Annotated in this window: 16 protein-coding genes and 1 riboswitch; of the genes, 8 read left to right on the forward strand and 8 right to left on the reverse strand. The window is 60.5% G+C overall.

All coding sequences use genetic code 11. The features are described 5' to 3' along the window. Positions 1–175 precede the first annotated feature (175 nt). Positions 176–380: riboswitch (cobalamin riboswitch) on the forward strand. Positions 381–476: 96 nt separating this feature from the next. Then, the gene (locus FHT85_RS09510; protein WP_112335465.1) at positions 477–1,721 is read left to right on the forward strand and encodes an aromatic ring-hydroxylating oxygenase subunit alpha; all 1,245 of its coding nucleotides are present in this window, start codon (positions 477–479) and stop codon (positions 1,719–1,721) included. Between the two features lie 2 nt (positions 1,722–1,723). Beyond that, positions 1,724–2,812, forward strand: a complete 1,089-nt coding sequence (locus tag FHT85_RS09515) for a hybrid-cluster NAD(P)-dependent oxidoreductase (RefSeq protein ID WP_112606009.1) — start codon at positions 1,724–1,726, stop codon at positions 2,810–2,812. Between the two features lie 109 nt (positions 2,813–2,921). On the opposite strand, the gene FHT85_RS09520 is transcribed toward FHT85_RS09515, so the two are convergent. Next, complete coding sequence (locus FHT85_RS09520) at positions 2,922–3,932, reverse strand: GH25 family lysozyme (RefSeq protein WP_112412456.1); 1,011 nt, start codon at positions 3,930–3,932, stop codon at positions 2,922–2,924. Between the two features lie 247 nt (positions 3,933–4,179). Between FHT85_RS09520 and FHT85_RS09525 the strand changes: the two genes are divergently transcribed. Further along, positions 4,180–4,650, forward strand: a complete 471-nt coding sequence (locus FHT85_RS09525; protein ID WP_112412455.1) for a BA14K family protein — start codon at positions 4,180–4,182, stop codon at positions 4,648–4,650. A 69-nt stretch (positions 4,651–4,719) separates the two neighbouring features. Here the strand turns inward: FHT85_RS09525 and FHT85_RS09530 are convergent, their stop codons facing one another. Then, positions 4,720–5,721 (reverse strand): transporter, encoded by a 1,002-nt coding sequence (locus FHT85_RS09530; protein ID WP_112412454.1) that lies wholly within the window; start codon positions 5,719–5,721, stop codon positions 4,720–4,722. Between the two features lie 286 nt (positions 5,722–6,007). On the opposite strand from FHT85_RS09530, the gene FHT85_RS09535 reads away from it, so the two are divergent. Beyond that, positions 6,008–7,819: an acyl-CoA dehydrogenase gene (locus tag FHT85_RS09535; protein WP_112412453.1), complete on the forward strand. Its 1,812-nt coding sequence runs from the start codon at positions 6,008–6,010 to the stop codon at positions 7,817–7,819. An 89-nt stretch (positions 7,820–7,908) separates the two neighbouring features. Beyond that, complete coding sequence (locus tag FHT85_RS09540) at positions 7,909–8,661, forward strand: crotonase/enoyl-CoA hydratase family protein (RefSeq protein ID WP_112335470.1); 753 nt, start codon at positions 7,909–7,911, stop codon at positions 8,659–8,661. Positions 8,662–8,665: 4 nt separating this feature from the next. Here FHT85_RS09540 and FHT85_RS09545 read toward each other — a convergent pair whose 3' ends face one another. Together FHT85_RS09545 and FHT85_RS09550 are read right to left on the reverse strand one after the other, a co-directional pair. Further along, positions 8,666–9,916: a class I SAM-dependent RNA methyltransferase gene (locus tag FHT85_RS09545; protein WP_112412452.1), complete on the reverse strand. Its 1,251-nt coding sequence runs from the start codon at positions 9,914–9,916 to the stop codon at positions 8,666–8,668. Beyond that, positions 9,913–10,653 (reverse strand): TlyA family RNA methyltransferase, encoded by a 741-nt coding sequence (locus FHT85_RS09550; RefSeq protein ID WP_112412451.1) that lies wholly within the window; start codon positions 10,651–10,653, stop codon positions 9,913–9,915. Before FHT85_RS09550 ends, FHT85_RS09545 begins: the two co-directional genes overlap by 4 nt. 111 nt (positions 10,654–10,764) lie before the next feature. Here FHT85_RS09550 and FHT85_RS09555 point away from each other — a divergent pair, with 111 nt between their 5' ends. From FHT85_RS09555 to FHT85_RS09565, 3 genes are all read left to right on the forward strand, one after another. Further along, positions 10,765–11,772 (forward strand): DUF4424 domain-containing protein, encoded by a 1,008-nt coding sequence (locus FHT85_RS09555; RefSeq protein ID WP_112412450.1) that lies wholly within the window; start codon positions 10,765–10,767, stop codon positions 11,770–11,772. A 224-nt stretch (positions 11,773–11,996) separates the two neighbouring features. Beyond that, positions 11,997–13,940 carry a methyl-accepting chemotaxis protein gene (locus FHT85_RS09560; protein WP_112412449.1) on the forward strand — a complete coding sequence of 648 codons (1,944 nt, stop codon included), beginning with the start codon at positions 11,997–11,999 and terminating at the stop codon, positions 13,938–13,940. A 325-nt stretch (positions 13,941–14,265) separates the two neighbouring features. Continuing rightward, positions 14,266–15,303, forward strand: coding sequence for a sensor domain-containing diguanylate cyclase (locus tag FHT85_RS09565; protein WP_112397997.1), 1,038 nt, complete (start codon positions 14,266–14,268; stop codon positions 15,301–15,303). A 55-nt stretch (positions 15,304–15,358) separates the two neighbouring features. On the opposite strand, the gene dxs is transcribed toward FHT85_RS09565, so the two are convergent. The 4 genes from dxs to FHT85_RS09585 all read right to left on the reverse strand — a co-directional run bounded on the left by dxs (position 15,359) and on the right by FHT85_RS09585 (position 19,604). Further along, positions 15,359–17,275, reverse strand: coding sequence for a 1-deoxy-D-xylulose-5-phosphate synthase (dxs, locus tag FHT85_RS09570; RefSeq protein WP_112412448.1), 1,917 nt, complete (start codon positions 17,273–17,275; stop codon positions 15,359–15,361). A 125-nt stretch (positions 17,276–17,400) separates the two neighbouring features. Then, positions 17,401–18,324 carry a pirin family protein gene (locus tag FHT85_RS09575; protein WP_112335477.1) on the reverse strand — a complete coding sequence of 308 codons (924 nt, stop codon included), beginning with the start codon at positions 18,322–18,324 and terminating at the stop codon, positions 17,401–17,403. Positions 18,325–18,408: 84 nt separating this feature from the next. Then, positions 18,409–18,660, reverse strand: a complete 252-nt coding sequence (locus FHT85_RS09580) for an exodeoxyribonuclease VII small subunit (protein ID WP_015339025.1) — start codon at positions 18,658–18,660, stop codon at positions 18,409–18,411. 2 nt (positions 18,661–18,662) lie between these two features. After that, positions 18,663–19,604 carry a histone deacetylase family protein gene (locus FHT85_RS09585; RefSeq protein WP_112412447.1) on the reverse strand — a complete coding sequence of 314 codons (942 nt, stop codon included), beginning with the start codon at positions 19,602–19,604 and terminating at the stop codon, positions 18,663–18,665. Positions 19,605–19,660 lie beyond the last annotated feature (56 nt).

Consider the following 19,660-nt stretch of genomic DNA (forward strand, 5'->3'; position numbering starts at 1 on the left):
CATTGGCGGAATGGATATGCGATGCTTTGACCATCTCCGATGCAAGCGCCCAAGTAATTGAATTGCCTGTCAATATTCTCACGCTATGCAACCGTCCTATCGTCCGGTTTCACCTGTCGTCAAATTCGAAGCCGATGTCGCATTGCAGCGCAGCGGCAGACGCGGCCGAGAGCTATGATGATATCAATCTCAAGGTGCCGTCTGCTAGGGAGACGGAGAATTGGGAAGCCGGTCAAAATCCGGCGCTGCCCCCGCAACGGTGGTGGAGTGAGGCATGGCGGATAAAGCCACTGGGCCGATTGGTCTGGGAAGGTGCCATGGGGTCCTGGCAACAGGGCCGCTCCAGAGCCCGGAAACCAGCCTTGGGCACATATGGTTTACTGACCGCGGCGGGCGGTCGGGGGATTGCTTTCGGCCGTTCCCAACGGCCTTGCATGTCCTCTGCTCGTCTTCCGGTATTGCGCAAGGATAGGCAAATGGATATCGGCAGCAAAGTTCTGCGGCAACTGAAGAACCACCGGACGGGTTTCAGCCTGGAGCAACCCTTCTACACTGATCCGGAATACTTCAAGCTCGACATGGAGACGATCTACTATCGCGACTGGCTGTTCATCGGCCATGATTGCGAAGTGCCGCGTGCGGGCAATTACTTCACCGTCCAGATCGGTGATTATCCCGTCGTCATCGTCCGTGGCCGCGATCAGGTCATCCGCGCCTTCCACAATAGCTGCCGTCACCGCGGCTCGCGCGTCTGCACGACCGAGCGCGGATCGTCGGCAAAGCTCGTCTGCCCGTATCACCAATGGACCTACGAACTCGACGGCTCGCTACTCTTTGCCCGACAGATGGCCGAGGATTTCGACAAGAGCCAGTATTCGCTGAAGCCGGTTCACTGCGAAAGTGTCGGCGGCTACATCTTCATCTGCCTCGCGCAGAACGCTCCCGATTTCGCGCCGGTTCGCGCCACGGTCGAGCCCTACATGGCCCCGCATCGCATCAGCGAAGCCAAGGTCGCCTTCCAGAGCACGATCATCGAAAAGGGCAACTGGAAGCTCGTCTGGGAAAACAACCGCGAGTGCTATCACTGTGCGGCCAATCACCCCGAACTCTGCCGCACCTTCCCGGAAGCTCCGACGGTTACCGGCGTGCAGGGCGCGATGAGCGATCCCGTCATCACCGAGCACTGGGCGCGCTGCGAAGCCGCAGGCCTGCCGAGCGAATTCAAGATCTCTCCTGACGGACAGTTCCGCACCGCCCGCATGCCGCTGATCGAAGGCGCCGAAAGCTACACCATGTCCGGCCAGAATGCCGTCAGGCGGCCGCTCTCGCCCGACGTGACGATCAACGGCATCGGCACCATGCTGCTCTTCCACTATCCGACGACATGGAACCACATGCTCGGCGACCACGCGATTTCCTTCCGTGTCCTGCCGATCAGCGCCGAGGAAACCGCCGTCACCACGAAGTGGCTCGTTCACAAGGATGCGGTCGAAGGCGTCGACTACAATCTCGAGGAACTGACGCACGTCTGGACCGAAACCAACGATCAGGACCGCCGGATCGTCGAGGAAAATGCCTTCGGCATCCGCTCGCCTGCCTATGAGCCCGGTCCCTATTCGGAAATCCATGAAGGCGGCGTCATGCAGTTCGTCGAATGGTACACGACTTTCATGATCAACCGGCTGCAAGGCGACCAGGCCAAGCTGTCGGCGGTTGCCTGAGCATGAACATGGCCGTCTCCCTTCCGCATCGCCATCTCGACCAAATGCAGCCTTGGAGCGACAGGCAGCATCTGCTCGAATGTCTCTCAGTCACGCCCGAAGCGCCCGATGTGATGACCTTCACCTTCGGGTCCGATAAGGACAACTGGTTCCGCTATCTGCCGGGCCAGTTCGTGACGCTGGAGCTGCCGGCGGCTCCGGAGCCGGTCATGCGCACCTATACGCTGTCGTCCACGCCGTCGCGGCCCTTCTCGGTCGCCGTGACGGTGAAGGCGCAGAAAGATAGCATCGGCACGCGCTGGATGTTCGAGAACCTGAAGCCGGGTATGCGCATCAAGGCTTTCGGCCCGCTCGGCGATTTCAGCCACATCCGTCATCCGGGCGAGAAATATCTCTTCGTCTCGGCCGGCTCCGGCATCACGCCGATGATGTCGATGACGCGGTATATGTCGGACATAGCACCATTGTCTGACATTACTTTCGTCAATTGCTCGCGCAGCCCGACGGACATCATCTTCCGCTCCGAGCTCGAATATCTCGCCCGCTTCATGCCGAACCTCGATCTCGGCTTCATCGTCGAAGGCTGCGGCCGCACCGATCTCTGGTCGGGGCTGAAGGGCCGCATCGACAAGGCGAAGATCGGCCTGCTGGCGCCTGATTTCATGGATCGCACCATTTTCTGCTGCGGCCCGGAAGTCTTCATGGATGCCGTGCGCTCCATGCTGGAAGCGCATGGCTTCGACATGTCACGCTACCATCAGGAAAGCTTCCAGCCAGCGAATGCGGCGACACCGCTTGCGGAAGTCTCCGACGATGCTTCCGGCGAGGCGGCGACCACGATCCGCTTCACGATGGCGGGCAAGGATGTGGCCTGTGCGGCGGGCCAGACCGTGCTTCAGGCGGCGCGGGGCGCCGGCGTGCGCATCGGTGCAGCCTGCGAATCCGGCCTCTGCGGCACATGCCGGGTCATGAAGCTTTCGGGCGAAGTCGAGATGAGCCACAATGGCGGCATCCTCGATGATGAGATCGACGAGGGTTACATCCTCGCCTGCTGCTCGCGCCCGAAGACGGATGTGCAGATCGAGGCCTAGAGCCGGATGATTTTAGGTCTATTCGACCTAAAATCTGAATCCGCTCTAGCGCCAAAGAAGTAGAGCATGATGTCGTTCGAAAACCGCCCACACTTTTCGGCATCACGCTTTAGAAATCCTGGTAGTTTAGCTCGTTGATCTCGACCGGCTTGGTTTGCGGGGTCGAGGCCGTGACGACGGGGTCGATCTCGAGCATGAGGGAAACGAGCATCTGCCGCGGCCCGCTGCACATTTGTGCGAGCGCGATCGTCAAGTCCGGTGCGGGCAGCGGTTTCGCCGGCAGGAGATCGCCCTGCGGCCAGATCCTAGCGAGCTGAACCTTCGTCATCGGCACGACGTTGACGTCGATATCGGTAAGCGTGCCCGGGACCCGATAGGGGCAGCTTTTCGCCGAACAATTGTCCGACGAAGCAAACTGCCACATGGCATAGTTGTCCCAATTGCCGAGCGGGAAAGTGCCTTTGACATCAGGCTTGTAGCGCGCATACCACAAGGGCAGTCGCGACAGCAGCGGATAGGTGCCCCGGTGGTCGGCTATGTATCGCGCCGTGTTGTGATTGACGTAAAGGATGGGGTAGCGGCCGGTTCTGACCTTGATGTGGGCGACATAGATCTGCGCATCGTCGAGCGACATGAATTGCGTCGCATCCATGCCGTCGATGTCGAGCACCATCAGCTCATCGGGTTGCGGATCGGCATAATCGAGAAAATGATTGGCCTGGTCGATCGGATTGCCGGGCCGCCCCAGATGATAGGCGCCCCATAACAGGCCATTCGATTTTGCCAGCATGCGGCGCGTTTGAAACAGTTCGCGGCTGACGGCGTATTTGCGCCACATCGTCCTGCAATGGGCCACGGTATCGCCGCCATGGTCGCCGGTGCAACTGAAGCTTTCAGGAAGTCCGTCGGACGCCTTTGAGATGAAACCGGCAATCCGCTTGTCCTGCAGGAATGCGGCCCAGTCGATGGTGTTCAGCTCGTAAGCATCGACAATCAGGGCGTTTTTCGGGTCGCCCCAGGGCTGGCTCTCACCGGCCGAAGGCTTGGAGACCGGCCCCATCAGGGCCAGGATCGTCAGCAAGCTGTAAATGAGGAGGTTACTCTTTCGGTATCCTTTCATGAAATAATAGTAAGGATTGCTGGTTAATCTTGGGTTAAGAAAGCAATCACTATAAATTCGTCGTGGAGCCCCTCGTAACTCCTTAAATCGGTAGGGATTTGAGGAACTAAACAACGCGCTGCCGCGTTTCTTGTCGTCTATTCGGATATGCGACGAAGCAGGCAGCGAAACCTTGCTCGGGAAGCATTCCCGACATGAAACGCCTACAGGCTTGAGTATCAAGCCGAACCAGGGAATGGAGATGAAAATGCTTGGTTTCCGTGCAAAAATCGCGACAGTCGCCTTAACGGCTGCAGTCGCCCTGACGAGCTTCACACCGTCTTTCGCTATGCAGATGCCTGCCGCACCGGTCGTAAAACAGTCCGCGCCCACCCAGGCCGCGCCTGATAATGTCGAACAGGTGCAGTGGCGTCATGGTGGTTACTATCGCCGCGGCTGGTATGGCGGCTACCGCGGTTATCGCGGTGGCTATCGTCATGGTTATCGCTATCATGACGGCTATTGGTTTCCGCTGGCAGCCTTCGGCGCAGGCGCGCTGATCGGCGGTGCGATTGCCAGCCAGCCGCGCTATTACGAACCGGCTCCGGCCCCGAGCGCCGGCATCAATCCGCGTCATGTCGAATGGTGCGAGGGACGCTATCGTTCCTACCGCGCTTACGACAATACGTTCCAGCCGAACTCCGGCCCGCGCCGTCAGTGCTACTCGCCGTATTTCTAAGCGGCGCTTTCAGAACTGCCAATGCCAGCCGTCCGGTTTCCCGCCGGGCGGCTTTTTCATGCTTTGACGTCAGAGAATATTGACCCGTTTGAGCAGCCACCATGCCAGCAGCATGGAGGCGATGATGAACCCAACCGCATATCCGGTGCCGCTTGCGCCGCCCGCCAGCGGCAGGCCCGATGTATTCATGCCGAAGAAGCCGGTCACCAGCGTCGGCGGCAGCAGAAATGCTGTCATGATCGACAGGATATAGAGATGCCGATTGATCTCGGAGGCGAGCTTGGAATCGATTTCTTCGTGCAACAGCCTCGCCCGGTCCTGCAGCGCATAGACGTCGTGTTCGACCGCTTCCAGCCGCCCGGTCAGCCGGCCCGCGACATCCTCGAAGCCGAGCGGCATTTCCTCATCGTCCGAGGCGGCGGCATGGCGCATCAGCGAGAGGACGGTGCGCAGATGGCGATGCAGACGCACGATGGTCCGGCGGATGGGCGGAAGCTTGGCGCGCTCGTCGTGTGTCGTATTGCCATGCACGAAATCCTCGATGGCATTCAACTCTTCGCTGATCTCGATGACGACGGAGATCAGGGTTCGTTGGAACTCGACGACGATCAGCTCGAAGATATCGATCGGGCCTGAAAATCGCGCAGCATTCTTCTCGATCAGCACACGGGTCCGGTCGAGGCTGCGCAGCGGCTGCAGCCGGGTAGTGATCAGCATGCGATCGGTGAGGGCGAAATGCAGCCAGCCGATATCGTGCGTATTGTGGGCGAAGTCTCGCTGGAAATCGACCAACGTGCCGAAAAGCATCTGCTCGTCGACCGTAATGGTCGCATGGGTCTCATGCGTGGTCAGAGCGATGCGGGCGGCTTCGTTCAATCCGGGTGCATCCTCGAGAAAGGCGGGCACGCGCGCATCGACGAGATTGAGATGCAGCCAGAGAAAACCGTCATCGCTGAAGAGAGTCGAGCGATGGGTATCGTCGGGCAGACGCTCCGGCTTTGCTGCACCGGAACGGAGACGGTATGCCCAGATAAAACCGGGTATGATATTGACTGACGTGAGCGTGTTCATGGGGCATCGTTCGCTTTGTCTGAACAGTTGCCATAGTCTTCATTCATGACGGTTGTTTATGCAAGTCCGAGCTCCGATGGAATAATCGCGGACATTGGCGGCAATGTCACAGTGATGCGGCGCGCGTAAGACCTATCTGAGAGTGGGGTTCGCGGGGGATGGAAATCAACACTTCGCCGGTTTGAGAAAATTGACGTTTACGTAAAAATAAACTAGCTGTAACCAGAATATCATCGATGATCCGGGTGAGGCGGCTCATTGTCAGCACAAGTGCGGAGGAAGCAGCATGTACAAGGCGCCAGTCGAAGAAATCGCATTCACGCTGAAGCATGTCGCGGGCATGGAACGCGCAATGGAAGAGGGCATTCTCGGCGATCTCGGCACCGATCTTGTCGACGCTATCCTGTCGGAAGCGGGGCGTTTCGCCGGTGAGGCGGTGGAGCCGCTCGCAGAGAACGGTGACAAGCAAGGCGCAAGGCTGGTGGATGGCAAGGTGGTCCTTCCCGATGGCTGGGAAAAGCTCTATCGCGATTGGATCGCCGGGGGGTGGAATGGCCTTACCGCACCGGAGGAGTTCGGCGGTCAAGGCCTGCCGCACATGCTGAACATAGCGACCCTGGAAATGTGGAATTCCGCCTCCATGGCCTTCGGTCTTGCCCCGACGTTGACCATGGGAGCGATCGAGGCCTTGCACGCCCACGGCAGCGACGATCTCAAGAAGACATATCTCGCAAAGCTCGTTTCCGGTGAATGGTCCGGTACGATGAACCTGACCGAGCCGCAGGCCGGTTCCGACGTCGGCGCTTTGCGCACCCGCGCCGAACGTCGCGATGATGGCACCTATCGTCTCTTCGGTCAGAAGATCTTCATCACGTGGGGCGATCACGAGGCAGCCGACAATATCATCCATTTCGTCCTCGCCCGCCTTCCGGATGCGCCTGCCGGCACGCGTGGCATTTCGCTCTTTCTCGTGCCGAAATTCCTTGTGAATGAGGACGGCTCGCTTGGTGCCCGCAACGATCTTTTCGTGCATTCGCTGGAACATAAGCTCGGCATCCATGGTTCACCGACTTGCACGATGATTTATGGCGATGGCAAACATGGTGCGGAAAAGGGCGCCGTCGGCTGGCTGGTGGGCGAGGAAAACAAAGGCCTCGCCTGCATGTTCACGATGATGAACAATGCCAGGTTGGCTGTCGGCATCCAGGGTGTCGCGATTGCTGAAGCCGCGACCCAGAAGGCCATCGCCTATGCCCAGGAGCGGACCCAGGGCCGCGCGCCGGGTACGACATCCTCGGGCATGAGCCCGATCATCGAGCATCCCGATGTCGCCCGTATGCTGCTGACAATGAAGGCTTTGACGCAGGGCTCGCGTGCGATCTGCTACGCCTGTGCGCAGGCGATCGACATGTCGCATCGCGATCCCGAGAGAGCAAAATATTGGCAGGAGCGCGCCGCATTGCTGACGCCGATTGCCAAGTCCTTCTCCACCGATGCCGGCGTCGATGTCGCCTCGCTTGGCATCCAGGTCCACGGCGGCATGGGCTTTATCGAGGAGACAGGCGCCGCGCGCCTGCTGCGGGACGCGCGCATCGCACCGATCTACGAGGGCACGAACGGTATCCAGGCCATCGATCTGGTGACGCGAAAGCTGACGATCGCCAACGGCGACCACATGCGCGGCTTCATTACCGAACTGCGCGAGATCGCCGATTCCGTCGCCAAGTCCAATCTTGATGGTTTCGGCGAAACGGCGCCGCGGCTACAGGCGGCCATTGCCGATCTGGAAAAGACGAGCGAATGGCTCCTGTCGAAACAGGCAGAAGGCGCCGTTGCCGAAGCTCTGGCGGGCGCCACGCCTTACCAGCGGCTTTTCGGCCTCGTGCTAACAGGCTCTTATCTGGCCAAAGGTGGCCTTGCCGATGCAGGCGACGGCGAGGGGGCCAAGCGCATCGCACTCTGCCGTTTCGTTGCCGAAAATCTTCTGGCCGAGACTGCCGCTCTCTCCGATCGGGTCATCGCCGGCGCATCCAGCCTCGAAGCCGCCCGCGCCGCACTAGAGTCGGATGATTTTAGGTCTATTCGACCTAAAATCTGAATCCGCTCTAGAATCAAAGAAGTAGAGCATGATGTCGTCCGAAAACCGCTCACACTTTTCGGCATCATGCTCTAGCCTAAGGGAAAGCCATGACTGACCACATCCTCATCGAACGCCCCGAGTCCGCGCCGCATATCCAGATCATCCGGTTCAACCGGCCGGAAAAGAAGAACGCCATCACCCGCGCCATGTATCAGACGATGACCGATGCGCTGAAGGCGGCGGAAGCTGCGCCGGATATCCGCGTCCATGCCTTCCTGGGCACGGAAGGCTGCTTCTCTGCCGGCAATGATCTCGCCGATTTCCTCGCTTTCGCCATGAGCGGCAATATGGGGCGCGAAGTCATTGATTTTCTCGTCGCGCTGGCGAGCACGAGGAAGCCCGTCGTCTCCGGCGTCGATGGCCTGGCGATCGGCATCGGCACAACGATCCATCTGCATTGCGATCTGACTGTTGCCTCCGACCGCAGTCTGTTCAAGACACCCTTCGTTGATCTTGCGCTGGTTCCCGAAGCGGCCTCGAGCCTGCTTGCACCGCGCGCCATGGGCCATCAACGCGCCTTCGCACTGCTTGCGCTCGGCGAAGGCCTTTCCGCTGCTGACGCCAAGGAAGCCGGCCTGATCTGGAAGGTGACGTCACCCGACGCGGTGGAGGCTGAAACGCTGTCTCTGGCCGCAAAACTCGCCGCCAAGCCGCCAGAGGCCCTTCGGATCGCACGCGACCTGATGCGGGGACCTCCGGATGCCGTCCTCGAACACATCCAGAAAGAGGCCGAGCATTTCGCCGCCCAACTGAAAAGCGCCGAAGCCCGCGCGGCTTTCGAGGCCTTCATGAAGCGGTGAAGGCTTACTTCTCTAGCGCCGCAACCACCTCGACATGCGAGGTCCACAGGAACTGGTCGATCGGCGTTACCCGGGTAATGCGGTAGCCGCCCTCGACGAGGATAGCGAGGTCACGGGCGAGGGTCAGCGGGTTGCAGGAGACGGCGACGATCTTCTTGACCTGCGATCGAGCCAGTTCCTTGCTCTGGAATTCCGCGCCGGCGCGCGGCGGGTCGAACACGACGGCGTCGTAGACCTTCAATTCCTGCGTCATCAGCGGTCGGCGAAAGAGATCGCGGCGTTCGATGGAGACGGGCTTCAGCCCCTGTGTCGTGCGCGCTGCTTGGTCCAGTGCCGCGAGCGGCTTTTCCTCGCTTTCCACCGCCTGCACGCGTCCGATCCGCGCCAGACGAAGCGAGAAGGTGCCGCTGCCCGCGAAGAGATCGGCAATGCGCTTTGCCTTGCCGACATGACCTGCAACCAGCTCGGCCATGGTATCTTCGGCCTGCTTGGTCGCCTGCGTGAAGGCCCCAGGTGGCGGCGCAACCCGAACGCCACCGAAATCGATCATCGGCTTTACCGGTTCGACCAGGATTTCGCCGTTCAGTGAAACACGGGCGATGCCGCGAAGCGACAGAACCGTTTCGATGGTGCTGCGGCGCTGCTTGTCCGAAAGCGACTTAATGCCGTCGACGGCGAGATCGAGGCCGGTCTGCGTCTCCAATACGGAGATGCGGAAGGCCTCGGCATTGATAGCGATTGCCGCCGCAATCGTCTTGATGGCAGGCAGGCGGGCCATGATGCCGGCCGAGGCGATGGGACATTCCTCGATGGCAACGATATGGTGGCTTTCGGCTTGATTGAAGCCGATCAGCATATCCTTTTCAGTCTTGCGCGCGGCGAAGACGACCCTGCGCCGCTCGCCCGGATGCGCGGCGACAATATCGTCCACTTCGGGCGTCAGGCCCTTGGAGCGAAGCGCGTCGACGACGAGCTGGCGCTTGAAGGCGCGATAGGGCGCATCGGCATAATGCTGCAGGGTGCAGCCGCCGCAGGCGCCGTTGACGCCATGCGGGCCGAAGTGCCGACAGTGTGGCTCCTGGCGATCCGGCGAGGCGGACGCGATCGACATCAGCGCGCCCTGGCTCTTCACCCGCGCGATGGCGACGTTTTCGCCCGGCAGCGTGAAGGGTACATAGATCGGGCCATCGGCGCCCTGCGCGATGCCGTCGCCTTGGGCGCCGAGCTTCTGGATGGTGACGGTTTCAGTGCTCATGGCTTGATCCCTGCGAGAAGAAATTCCTGGTTACCGTCGCCGCCTGTAATCGGCGAGGCGATGAGGCCGAGGCTTTGCCAGCCCATGTCTTCGGTGAACCAGCGCTCGAGTTCCGACGCCACCGCCGGAGCGGAGGAGGGGTCCTTCAGGAGACCCGCCTTGCCGATCGCATCGCGGCCCGCCTCGAATTGCGGTTTCACGAGCAGTGCCGCCCGCGCGCTCGGTTCGGCAAGCGCAAGCGCCGGCGCGAGAGCCAGCTTGAGCGAAATGAACGAGACATCGGAAACGATGAAGGAGAAGGGCTCGCCTATATCCCCGGCGGTCAGATTGCGCGCATTCAGCCCTTCGATATTGGTCACGCGCGGATCGGCTTCTACGCGCGGATGCATCTGGTCGTGACCGACGTCGATCGCCGTGACATGGGCAGCGCCTCGCTCAAGCAGCACCTCGGTGAAACCGCCGGTCGATGCGCCGACATCGAGACAATGCTGTCCGCGCGGATCGAGGTCGAAATGATCAAGCGCCGCCACCAGCTTCAGCGCCGCGCGGGAAACATAATCCTGCGCCGGATCGTCGATGCTGATCTGCGCGTCTTCGGTGAAGAGCGCCCCGGGCTTCGTCACGATCTTGCCGTTCACGGTGACCGTGCCGCGCTGGATCGCATCGCGAGCGCGCGAGCGGCTGGCGAAGAGCGAAAGGGCGACGAGAAGCTGGTCGAGGCGTTGTGGTTCTGACATGGGCTGTCCATGCCGGGCAATCGGCTGTGTTGCAAGCCTTTTATGCTGATATCGGCGTTGACGCAGGATTGCGACAGGCGATAATCGCCGACATCAACGGTGAGGGGCACCATGCGAACGATCTGTGGCTATGCAGCGCTGATGGCGACGATCGCCGTTCCGGCTATGGCAAATGATACGATGGCCGAGCTGAAGACGGGTGGTCTTGCCTATGTTCGCACCGGCGATATCAGCATGGATCAGGAAAAACTGTTCATTTCGCAGACCGAAGTGCGCGTCGATTATGTGTTCGAAAACACCTCCGACAAGGATGTCGAAAGCGTCGTCGCCTTCCCGATGCCCGATATCAAGGGTGACATAGACAGCATGGTCGATACGGGAAATGTTGATTCCGACAATTTCCTCGGCTTCACTGTGACCCAGGATGGTAAGGCCATTACGCCGACCCTGCAGCAGCGCGTATCGGTGGCCGGCGTCGACATGACGGATGAATTGAAGGCTCATGGCGTGCCGCTGCTGCCGCTCAGCAAGGCGGCCATGGATGCCGTCGCCAAGCTGCCTGTCGATCTACTCGAGGACTGGACTGCCCGCGGTTTGGTTGCCGACGACGAATACGACAATGACGGCCAGGGCATGAAGCATCATCCGACGCCGATGTGGACGCTGCATACCACCTATTGGTGGCGTACGAAATTTCCGGCCAAGGCGAAGATTGCGGTCGAGCATCGCTACAAGCCAAGTGTCGGCGGCACGGTCGCCATCACCTTCGCCGGCGACGAAGATTACCAGAAGCAGCAGCTCCAGGCCTATCGTGGCAAATATTGTCTCGACGAGACTTTTCTGAAGACGGCGGTGAAACTTGCCGCGGTGGCCGACAAGGGTGGCCGCGGCTATACGGAGAGCTGGATCTCCTATGTGCTGACGACCGGAGCCAACTGGTCCGGTCCGATCAAGCATTTCGAGTTGACGGTCGATAAGGGCAGTCCTGAAAACTACATCAGCTTTTGCGGTACGAATGTAAAGAAGATCGGCGCGACGACATTCCAGATGACGGCGCAGAATTTTTACCCGGAGCACGACCTGGATATCCTGATCCTAGCTGCAGCTGCCGTGAACTAGCGGCGCACTCACTGTCTCTCAAATTAAATAAATTTAAAGCCGAAGCCTCTATTGATGCCCGTGATTGCGGCGATCCGTTTCAAGATCGCCGCCTGCCATGAAGGCTTCGCGCGTCAGCGTCCCAATCATGCCCCCTCCCTGAATTCTTCGAGCATAGCCGCGCCTCTTCCTCGCGCGGTCCTTAAACATGCTCGCCAGGACCTGCGCTCCGGAGGCGCCCGCTTATGTCCGCGAAAAAGCTCTCTTTGAATGGCAAGCTTGCCATCACATTTACGGCCCTGATTGCCATTTTCGCCTGCGTTTCCGCATTCGTCTATTCCAAGCAAGAGGTTTCCGCCGGTGCTGCCGTCGAGCAGGAAAGGTCGCAGCAGCTCGTCAGCCTGATCGATGATTCGCTGCAGGCCATGCTGGAACAGGCCGTCAATCTGCGGGGCTTTCTGCTTCTGCGCAGCAACAGCACCTATGACGATATCTTCAACAATCGCGAGCGGATGCTGAAGAGTATCGCTGCTGCAAAGCAGGCGGCTGCCGATTCGCCGGATCTGCTGCAGGCGATCGACAATATGCAGAAGGCGGCCGATCTCTATTTCCACCAGCTTGCGGAGCCGCAGGCCAAGGCGCGTAAGGAAACCGAGATGCCGCTCGACCAGATCGTCAAGATCGGTCAGAACGAAACCAAGGGCCAGCTTGACGGCTTTCGCGATGCCGCCGCCAAGATCAAGCAGGCTGCCCGCGCCAAGGCAAGCAGTCTCGCAGCCATGCAGGACGATGCCAACGGCGATCTGCGCTTGACCCTCATCATCGGCGGCGTCTTCGCCTCGCTTGCCGCCGCTGTACTTGCCTGGCTGCTTTCGCGCATTATTGTCCGTCCAATCGTCGGCATGACGGCGGCCATGGGCCGTCTGGCAAACGGCGAGCATGACGTTGAAGTCCCGGCTGTTGGCCGCGGCGATGAAATCGGCCGCATGGCGGATGCCGTCCTCGTCTTCAAGCAGGCTGGCATCGAGAAGCTGCGTCTTGCCGGCGAGACCGAGCGTATGCGTGGCGACGCCGAACGTCAGCGCCTGATGAACGACGAGCAGAAGGCGCGTGAAGAGGGCGAAATCCGTTTCGCCATGGAAGCGCTCGCCAGCGGCCTCGCGGCTCTGTCGTCGGGAAATGTCGCAACCCGTCTTAATGATAGCCTCGCGCCGCAGTTCGACAGCGTCCGCGCCGATTTCAACAATGCGGTCGAAAAGCTCGAAGCGGCCTTGCGGTCCGTTGGCCAAAATGCCTCCGCCATCAATGCCGGTGCTGACGAAATCCGTTCGGCCGCCGACGATCTGGCGCACCGCACCGAGCAGCAGGCCGCCGCCGTCGAGGAGACTGCCGCAGCACTGGAAGAGGTCACGATCACGGTTCGCGACTCCGCCAAGCGCGCCGAGGATGTCGGCCATCTTGTCGAACGCGCCCGCCTCGGCGCGGAACGATCGGGCGAAGTGGTTCGCAAAGCCGTTTCGGCCATGCAGCAGATCGAAAAATCCTCGGGCGAGATCAGCAACATCATCAGCGTCATCGACGACATCGCGTTCCAGACCAATCTTCTGGCGCTGAATGCCGGCGTCGAGGCCGCCCGTGCCGGGGATGCAGGCAAGGGCTTTGCGGTCGTTGCCCAGGAAGTACGCGAGCTTGCGCAGCGCTCGGCCAATGCCGCCAAGGAAATCAAGTCGCTGATCACGACGTCGAGCGATCAGGTCAATACCGGTGTGTCGCTGGTCGGCGAGACCGGCAAGGCGCTGGAACTGATCGTATCCGAGGTGCAGGAGATCAACCGCCATGTCGGCGCAATCGTGACTGCGACCCGCGAACAGTCGACTGGCTTGCAGGAGATCAACACCGCCGTCAACAACATGGATCAAGGCACGCAGAAGAATGCCGCCATGGTTGAGGAGCAGACGGCGGCCAGCCATGCGCTCGCCCGCGAAGCTGCAGCACTCAACGAGCTGCTTCAGCAGTTCCGTCTCGGCAATACCGCCAAGGCTGCACCCGCCAGGCCCATTGCTGCGACGGTGCGTTCTAAACCCGCAGCCTCTCCGGCTCGTGCCCTGGGTCGCACCATTGCCCAGGCTTTTGCCGGAAAGACAAGTGCTAACGCTGCCGCCGCACGGGATGATTGGGAAGAATTCTGATCGCTCCACGGCGGCTTCGTGGCGCCCCCCGGAGGCTTTCACGGCGAATTACCCTCGTAGACCTATCGGCGGCCCGTCCCTTTGCGGCGGGCCGCTTTTTTCACAGCTTTCAGAAGAGCATCATTTTCGGCGACCTGTCCGACTTTGCGACAGCGCGCTGTCGCTAGAGCGCTCTTTTCTTGAGGAAAAGGCTCCTGGCTATCGTCTGCTTCTCGGCGGACCATCCTTTGGTCAAGATTTATTAAATATTTGATCGGCGGCAGGGTTGCCGTGGGCGGCGAACCTCCTTGTTATAGAACGCATGGTGATGCTGAGGGAGATCTGAATGGGGCAGCTCGTCCGAGTTCCGGCCAATGAGACACAGAGACTTTTGGCCGTGCGCTCCCTGAATGGAGTTCATAGCAGTCCGACGCCGGAGCTTGCGACCCTCGCCGAATTGGCAAGAGGCGTGTTCGAGACACCCTATGCGGCAATCAACATTATCGACGAGGACTGGCAACGCATAGCAGGCCAGGCGGGGCTGAAGATCGCCGAATGTTCGCGCGATATGTCGATCTGCACGCGGGTGGTTTTCGATGACGAACTGCTGGTCCTTCCGGACCTTATGGAAGAACCGGAGCTGAAGGCTGCCCCCTTTGTTCTCGATGATCCCTATTTCCGCTTTTATGCAGGCGCTCCAGTGCGACTGGAGAACGGTTTGCCGGTAGGAGCCTTCTGCATCCTCGATCAGAGGCCGAGGCAGTTTTCCTCGAGTGAGGAGCAAAGTCTGAGGCGCTTTGCCCAGATCGCAAGCGCGCTTCTGCGCCTGCAGAAAACGAACTTGCTGATGGGAATAGCCGAGAATGATCTGCGCGCGGCGGCTATGACCGATCCGCTGACCCGTTTCTTCAATCGGTCGGCGCTGGAATCTATCGTTGACGGTGCATTGAGCACTGCCATCACGAAAGGCGGCAATTTCGGCGTCCTCTATCTCGACATGGACGGCTTCAAATCGATCAACGATCGCTTCGGTCACAATGTCGGCGACGAAGTTCTGTGCGAGGCATCGCTGCGTATCCGTTCGGTCCTCCGCGCGGACGACATCGTCGTGCGCATGGGCGGCGACGAGTTTGCGATATTCGTCCCGGATTCGCCTGACAAGCATGCGCTTGTGTCCCTGTCCGAGCGGCTGCTCGCCGCTTTCAGAACGCCCTTCGCAGTCGATGGAGTATCCGTTTTTGCGAGGCTCAGCATCGGCGCGGCCCTCGCGCCGCATGATGGCGCAACGCGCGTGACGCTGCTGAAGAATGTTGATTCTGCCCTCTATCGGGCGAAGGCAGAAGGTCGAGACCGCGTAGCGGTCTTCAATGCACTCAATGCCTGATATGCGAAGATACTTGGGATCAGGCAGGCTTAGGCGCGCTGTCTAATTTCGCGTCTTATCCCGCTGCTCCAACGATGCGGCCGCGGCCGAGCGCACGGAATACCGTTTGCACGATGCCGGCACGATCGAGGCCTGCCATGGCATTCATGGCCTCGGGCTTGGCCTGTTCCATCCAGATATCGGGCATGACCAGCGAGCGGATTTTCAGGCCGCTGTCGAGCAGACCTTCATTGGCAAGGAACTGCATGACCTGACTGCCGAAACCGCCGACCGAGCCTTCCTCGATGGTGATCAGGATCTCGTGATGGGCGGCAAGCTGGCGGATGAGATCGTGGTCGAGCGGCTTGGCGAAGCGTGCGTCCGCAACCGTCGTCGAAAGCCCGGCAGCGTCCAGATCTTCGGCGGCGGCAAGGCTATCGGCCAGGCGCGTACCGAAGGAGAGCAGGGCGACCTTCGTGCCCTGCTTGATGACGCGACCCTTGCCGATTTCGAGAATCTGACCGCGCTCCGGCAGATCGACGCCGACGCCTTCACCGCGTGGATAGCGGAAGGAAATGGGGCCGAGATCATAGGCGGCGGCTGTGCGCACCATATGCTTAAGTTCCGCCTCATCGGCCGCGGCCATGACGACGAAACCGGGCAGGGTGGCCAGGAAAGCGGTGTCGAACGAGCCGGCATGCGTGGGGCCATCGGCGCCGACGAAGCCGGCGCGGTCGATCGGGAAGCGCACCGGCAGGCCCTGAATAGCCACATCATGCACCACCTGGTCATAGGCGCGTTGCAGGAAGGTGGAGTAAAGGGCGGCAAAGGGCTTGTAACCTTCGGCGGCGAGGCCGGCAGCGAAGGTCACGGCATGCTGCTCGGCGATACCGACGTCGAAACAGCGCTTCGGAAAGAATTCCTGCAGCTTGTCGAGGCCGGTGCCGTTCGGCATGGCAGCGGTAATGCCGACGATCTTGTCATCGAGGGTCGCCTCCTGCACCAAAGCGTCCGCAAAGACGCTTGTGTAGCTTGGCGCATTCGGCTTCACTTTCGTCTGTGCACCCGTGATGACGTCGAACTTGTTGACGCCATGATATTTGTCTGCGGCCGCCTCGGCGGGTGCATAGCCCTTGCCCTTCTGCGTCACGACATGGATCAGCACCGGGCCCTGTGCATTGTCGCGCACATTGCGCAGCACCGGAAGCAGATGCTCGAAGGAATGGCCGTCGATCGGGCCGATATGGTAGAAGCCCATTTCCTCGAACATGGTGCCACCGGTCACATAGCCCCGTGCGTGCTCGACCGCCCGGGTGATGGCGCGGTCAACCTTCTTGCCGAGATAGGCGGTCAGTTTCTTTCCAAAGTCCCGGAAGCCCATATAGGTGCGGCCGGAGGCGAGGCGCGCGAGATAGGCGCTCATCGCTCCCGTCGGCGGGGCAATCGACATGTCGTTGTCGTTGAGGATGACGATCAGCCGCGCATCGAGCGCGCCGGCATTGTTCAGAGCTTCATAGGCCATGCCGGCCGACATCGCGCCGTCGCCGATGACGGCGATCACGCGGCGGTCGGTATTATCGAGCTCGGCGGCAACCGCCATGCCCAGACCGGCCGAAATGGATGTCGAGGAATGCGCGGCGCCGAAGGGATCATATTCGCTCTCGGCCCGTCGCGTGAAGCCGGAAAGACCGCCTTCCTGGCGCAGCGTGCGAATGCGGTCGCGGCGCCCGGTCAGGATCTTGTGCGGATAACACTGGTGCCCGACATCGAAGATGAGGCGGTCGTTCGGCGTATTGAAGACGCTGTGGATTGCAATGGTCAGCTCGACCACGCCGAGGCCGGCGCCAAGATGTCCGCCGGTGCGCGATACCGCATCGATCATCTCATCGCGGACTTCGCGGGCGAGCTGCGGCAATTCCCGGTCCTCCAGCTTTCGTAGGTCGGAAGGATATTGGACCCGGTCCAGCAGCGGCGTCTGTGGCATGTGTGTCAAGGCTGAAGCCTCTTTCTTGCTATTCTTGGGCGGTTGTCCGCCTTTACGTCAAAACAGATTGCGACAAAAGGCGCCGAATTCAAGGTACTCCCGAACAAGAAACATGTGGGAATGTTATGAACCCGTTAGCCCTCCGGCAGGGGAATGAACTCTTCCTCGTCGCCCGGCACGATATCGAAGTGGCCTGTACGCCATTCTTCCTTGGCCTTTTCGATACGCTCCTTTGAGGACGAGACGAAATTCCACCAGATATAGCGCTTCGAATTGAGCGCTGCACCGCCAAAAAGCATGAGATGACAGCCTTTTTCGGCGGCCTCCAGCGTTATCGCATCGCCGGGTCGGAAGACGAGGAGCTGATCCTGTTCGAAACGGTCGCCGGCGACGACAAGCGAACCGGAGAGAATATAGACGGCACGCTCCTCATGCGCTGCCCCAAAAGGAAACGTCGTGTTCGGCTGGAGCTGAAGATCGACATAGAGCGTATCGGTAAATGATTTCACCGGCGATTTCAGGCCTTCGAAATCGCCGATGACAACGCGCCCGCTCACGCCGCCATCGGCGATCGTTGGTAAGTCATCCTTTTCCGTATGGGCGAAGGAGGGATCGATCTCCTCCTTGTCGTCGGGCAGCGCCAGCCACGTCTGCAAGCCGGACATGGAAAACGGATGGTCGCGCAGGTTCTCCGGCGTGCGCTCGGAATGCACGATGCCGCGCCCGGCCGTCATCAGGTTGATGTCGCCGGGGCGGATCACCTTCGCGGTGCCGAGGCTATCCATATGGCGGATTTCGCCGTCGAACAGATAGGTGACGGTGGAAAGGCCGATATGCGGATGCGGGCGCACGTCGAGCGCCTGACCCGGCCGTAAAATGGCGGGCCCCATGCGATCGAAGAAAATGAACGGCCCCACCAGCCGCCGCCGGCTGCTCGGAAGTGCGCGCCGCACAGAGAAGCCGCCGAGGTCGCTGGTGCGCGGTATAATCAGATTTTCGATCGCGTCGCAGGCGAAGGCATCACCGGCCTGCGGATCGTTGCCTGGGAAGAAGGACATAACGGCTCTCCTTTCGGTCGGAACGCAACCTACCGGGCCAACCTACCGGCAATGTCACCCAAACTCAAATTTTCCTGTCGGGTCTCAGGCGCCATCAAGAGCTTCCGTGCCCTGCGGCTTGCCGGCGCGGTCGAGCCTGATCTTCTCGATGCGGTTTTCCGCGGCCGAAAGCAGCGCCTCGCAATGCTTCTTCAGCGCTTCGCCGCGCTCATAGATCGAAATGGATTCATCGAGCGCCACGTCGCCGCGCTCAAGCCGTGCAACGATGCTTTCAAGCTCCGCCACGGCCTTCTCGAAGGAATAGCCCGAAACATCTGCCTTGGCGTTCTCGCTCATCGTCAACCTCTCATCATGCGTAGAATATGCATCCCCGCCGACTCGGCGAGGCCTTCCAGATCATAGCCGCCTTCGAGCAGGCTGACGACCCGGTTCTTGGCGCTGCGGTCAGCGATCTCGAGCAGCCGTCCCGTCGCCCAGTCGAAATCCTCGCCCGTCAGATTCAGTTGTGCCAGGGGATCGCGGTGGTGGGCATCGAAGCCGGCCGAGATGATGATGAGATCGGGGCTGAAGTCGGTGAGCGCCGCCAGGATGCGCGACTTGAAGGCCTCGCGGAAATGATCGCCGCCGGTATTGGGCGACAGCGGCGCATTGACGATGGTGTTGTGCGCGCCACGCTCCTCCTTCTTGCCCGTGCCCGGATAGAGCGGCATCTGATGGGTAGAGCAGAAGAGCACGGACGGATCGTCCCAGAAGATGTCCTGCGTGCCGTTGCCGTGGTGCACGTCCCAATCGACGATGGCGACGCGCTCGGCGCCGTGGGCCTTTTGCGCATGGCGGGCGGCAATCGCGGCATTGTTGAAGAAACAGAAGCCCATGGCCTTGGTCTTCTCGGCATGGTGGCCGGGCGGGCGGGCCGCGACGAAGACATTGTCGGCCGCACCGGAGAAGACGTCGTCGACCGCCGCCATGGCGCCGCCGACGCCGTGCATGATCGCCTGCAGCGTCTTCGGGCTGGCATAGGTATCGGCTTCCAGCTGGTTGATCTCGCCGTCGTCACCTCTGTCCGGCATCGAGCGCAGCACGAACTCCAGATGCTCCTCGGGGTGGGCAAGCAGGACTGCATCCTCATGCGCGGCAGGCGCTTTTCGCCGATCCAGCCGCTCGAAATTTGGATGCTCCAGCGCGATGTTCAGCGATCGCAGCCGATCCGGCCGTTCGGGGTGACCTGCCGGAACGATGTGTTCAAGGAAGATCGGATGTTCGTAAAGACGTGTGCTCATGGGGCCAATCTATAAATGAGGTGTGACGCCTATTACAGGACATGGACCATGTCACT

This window comes from Rhizobium sp. BK312, assembly GCF_014193605.1.
In the GTDB taxonomy this organism is placed as follows: Bacteria; Pseudomonadota; Alphaproteobacteria; order Rhizobiales; family Rhizobiaceae; genus Rhizobium.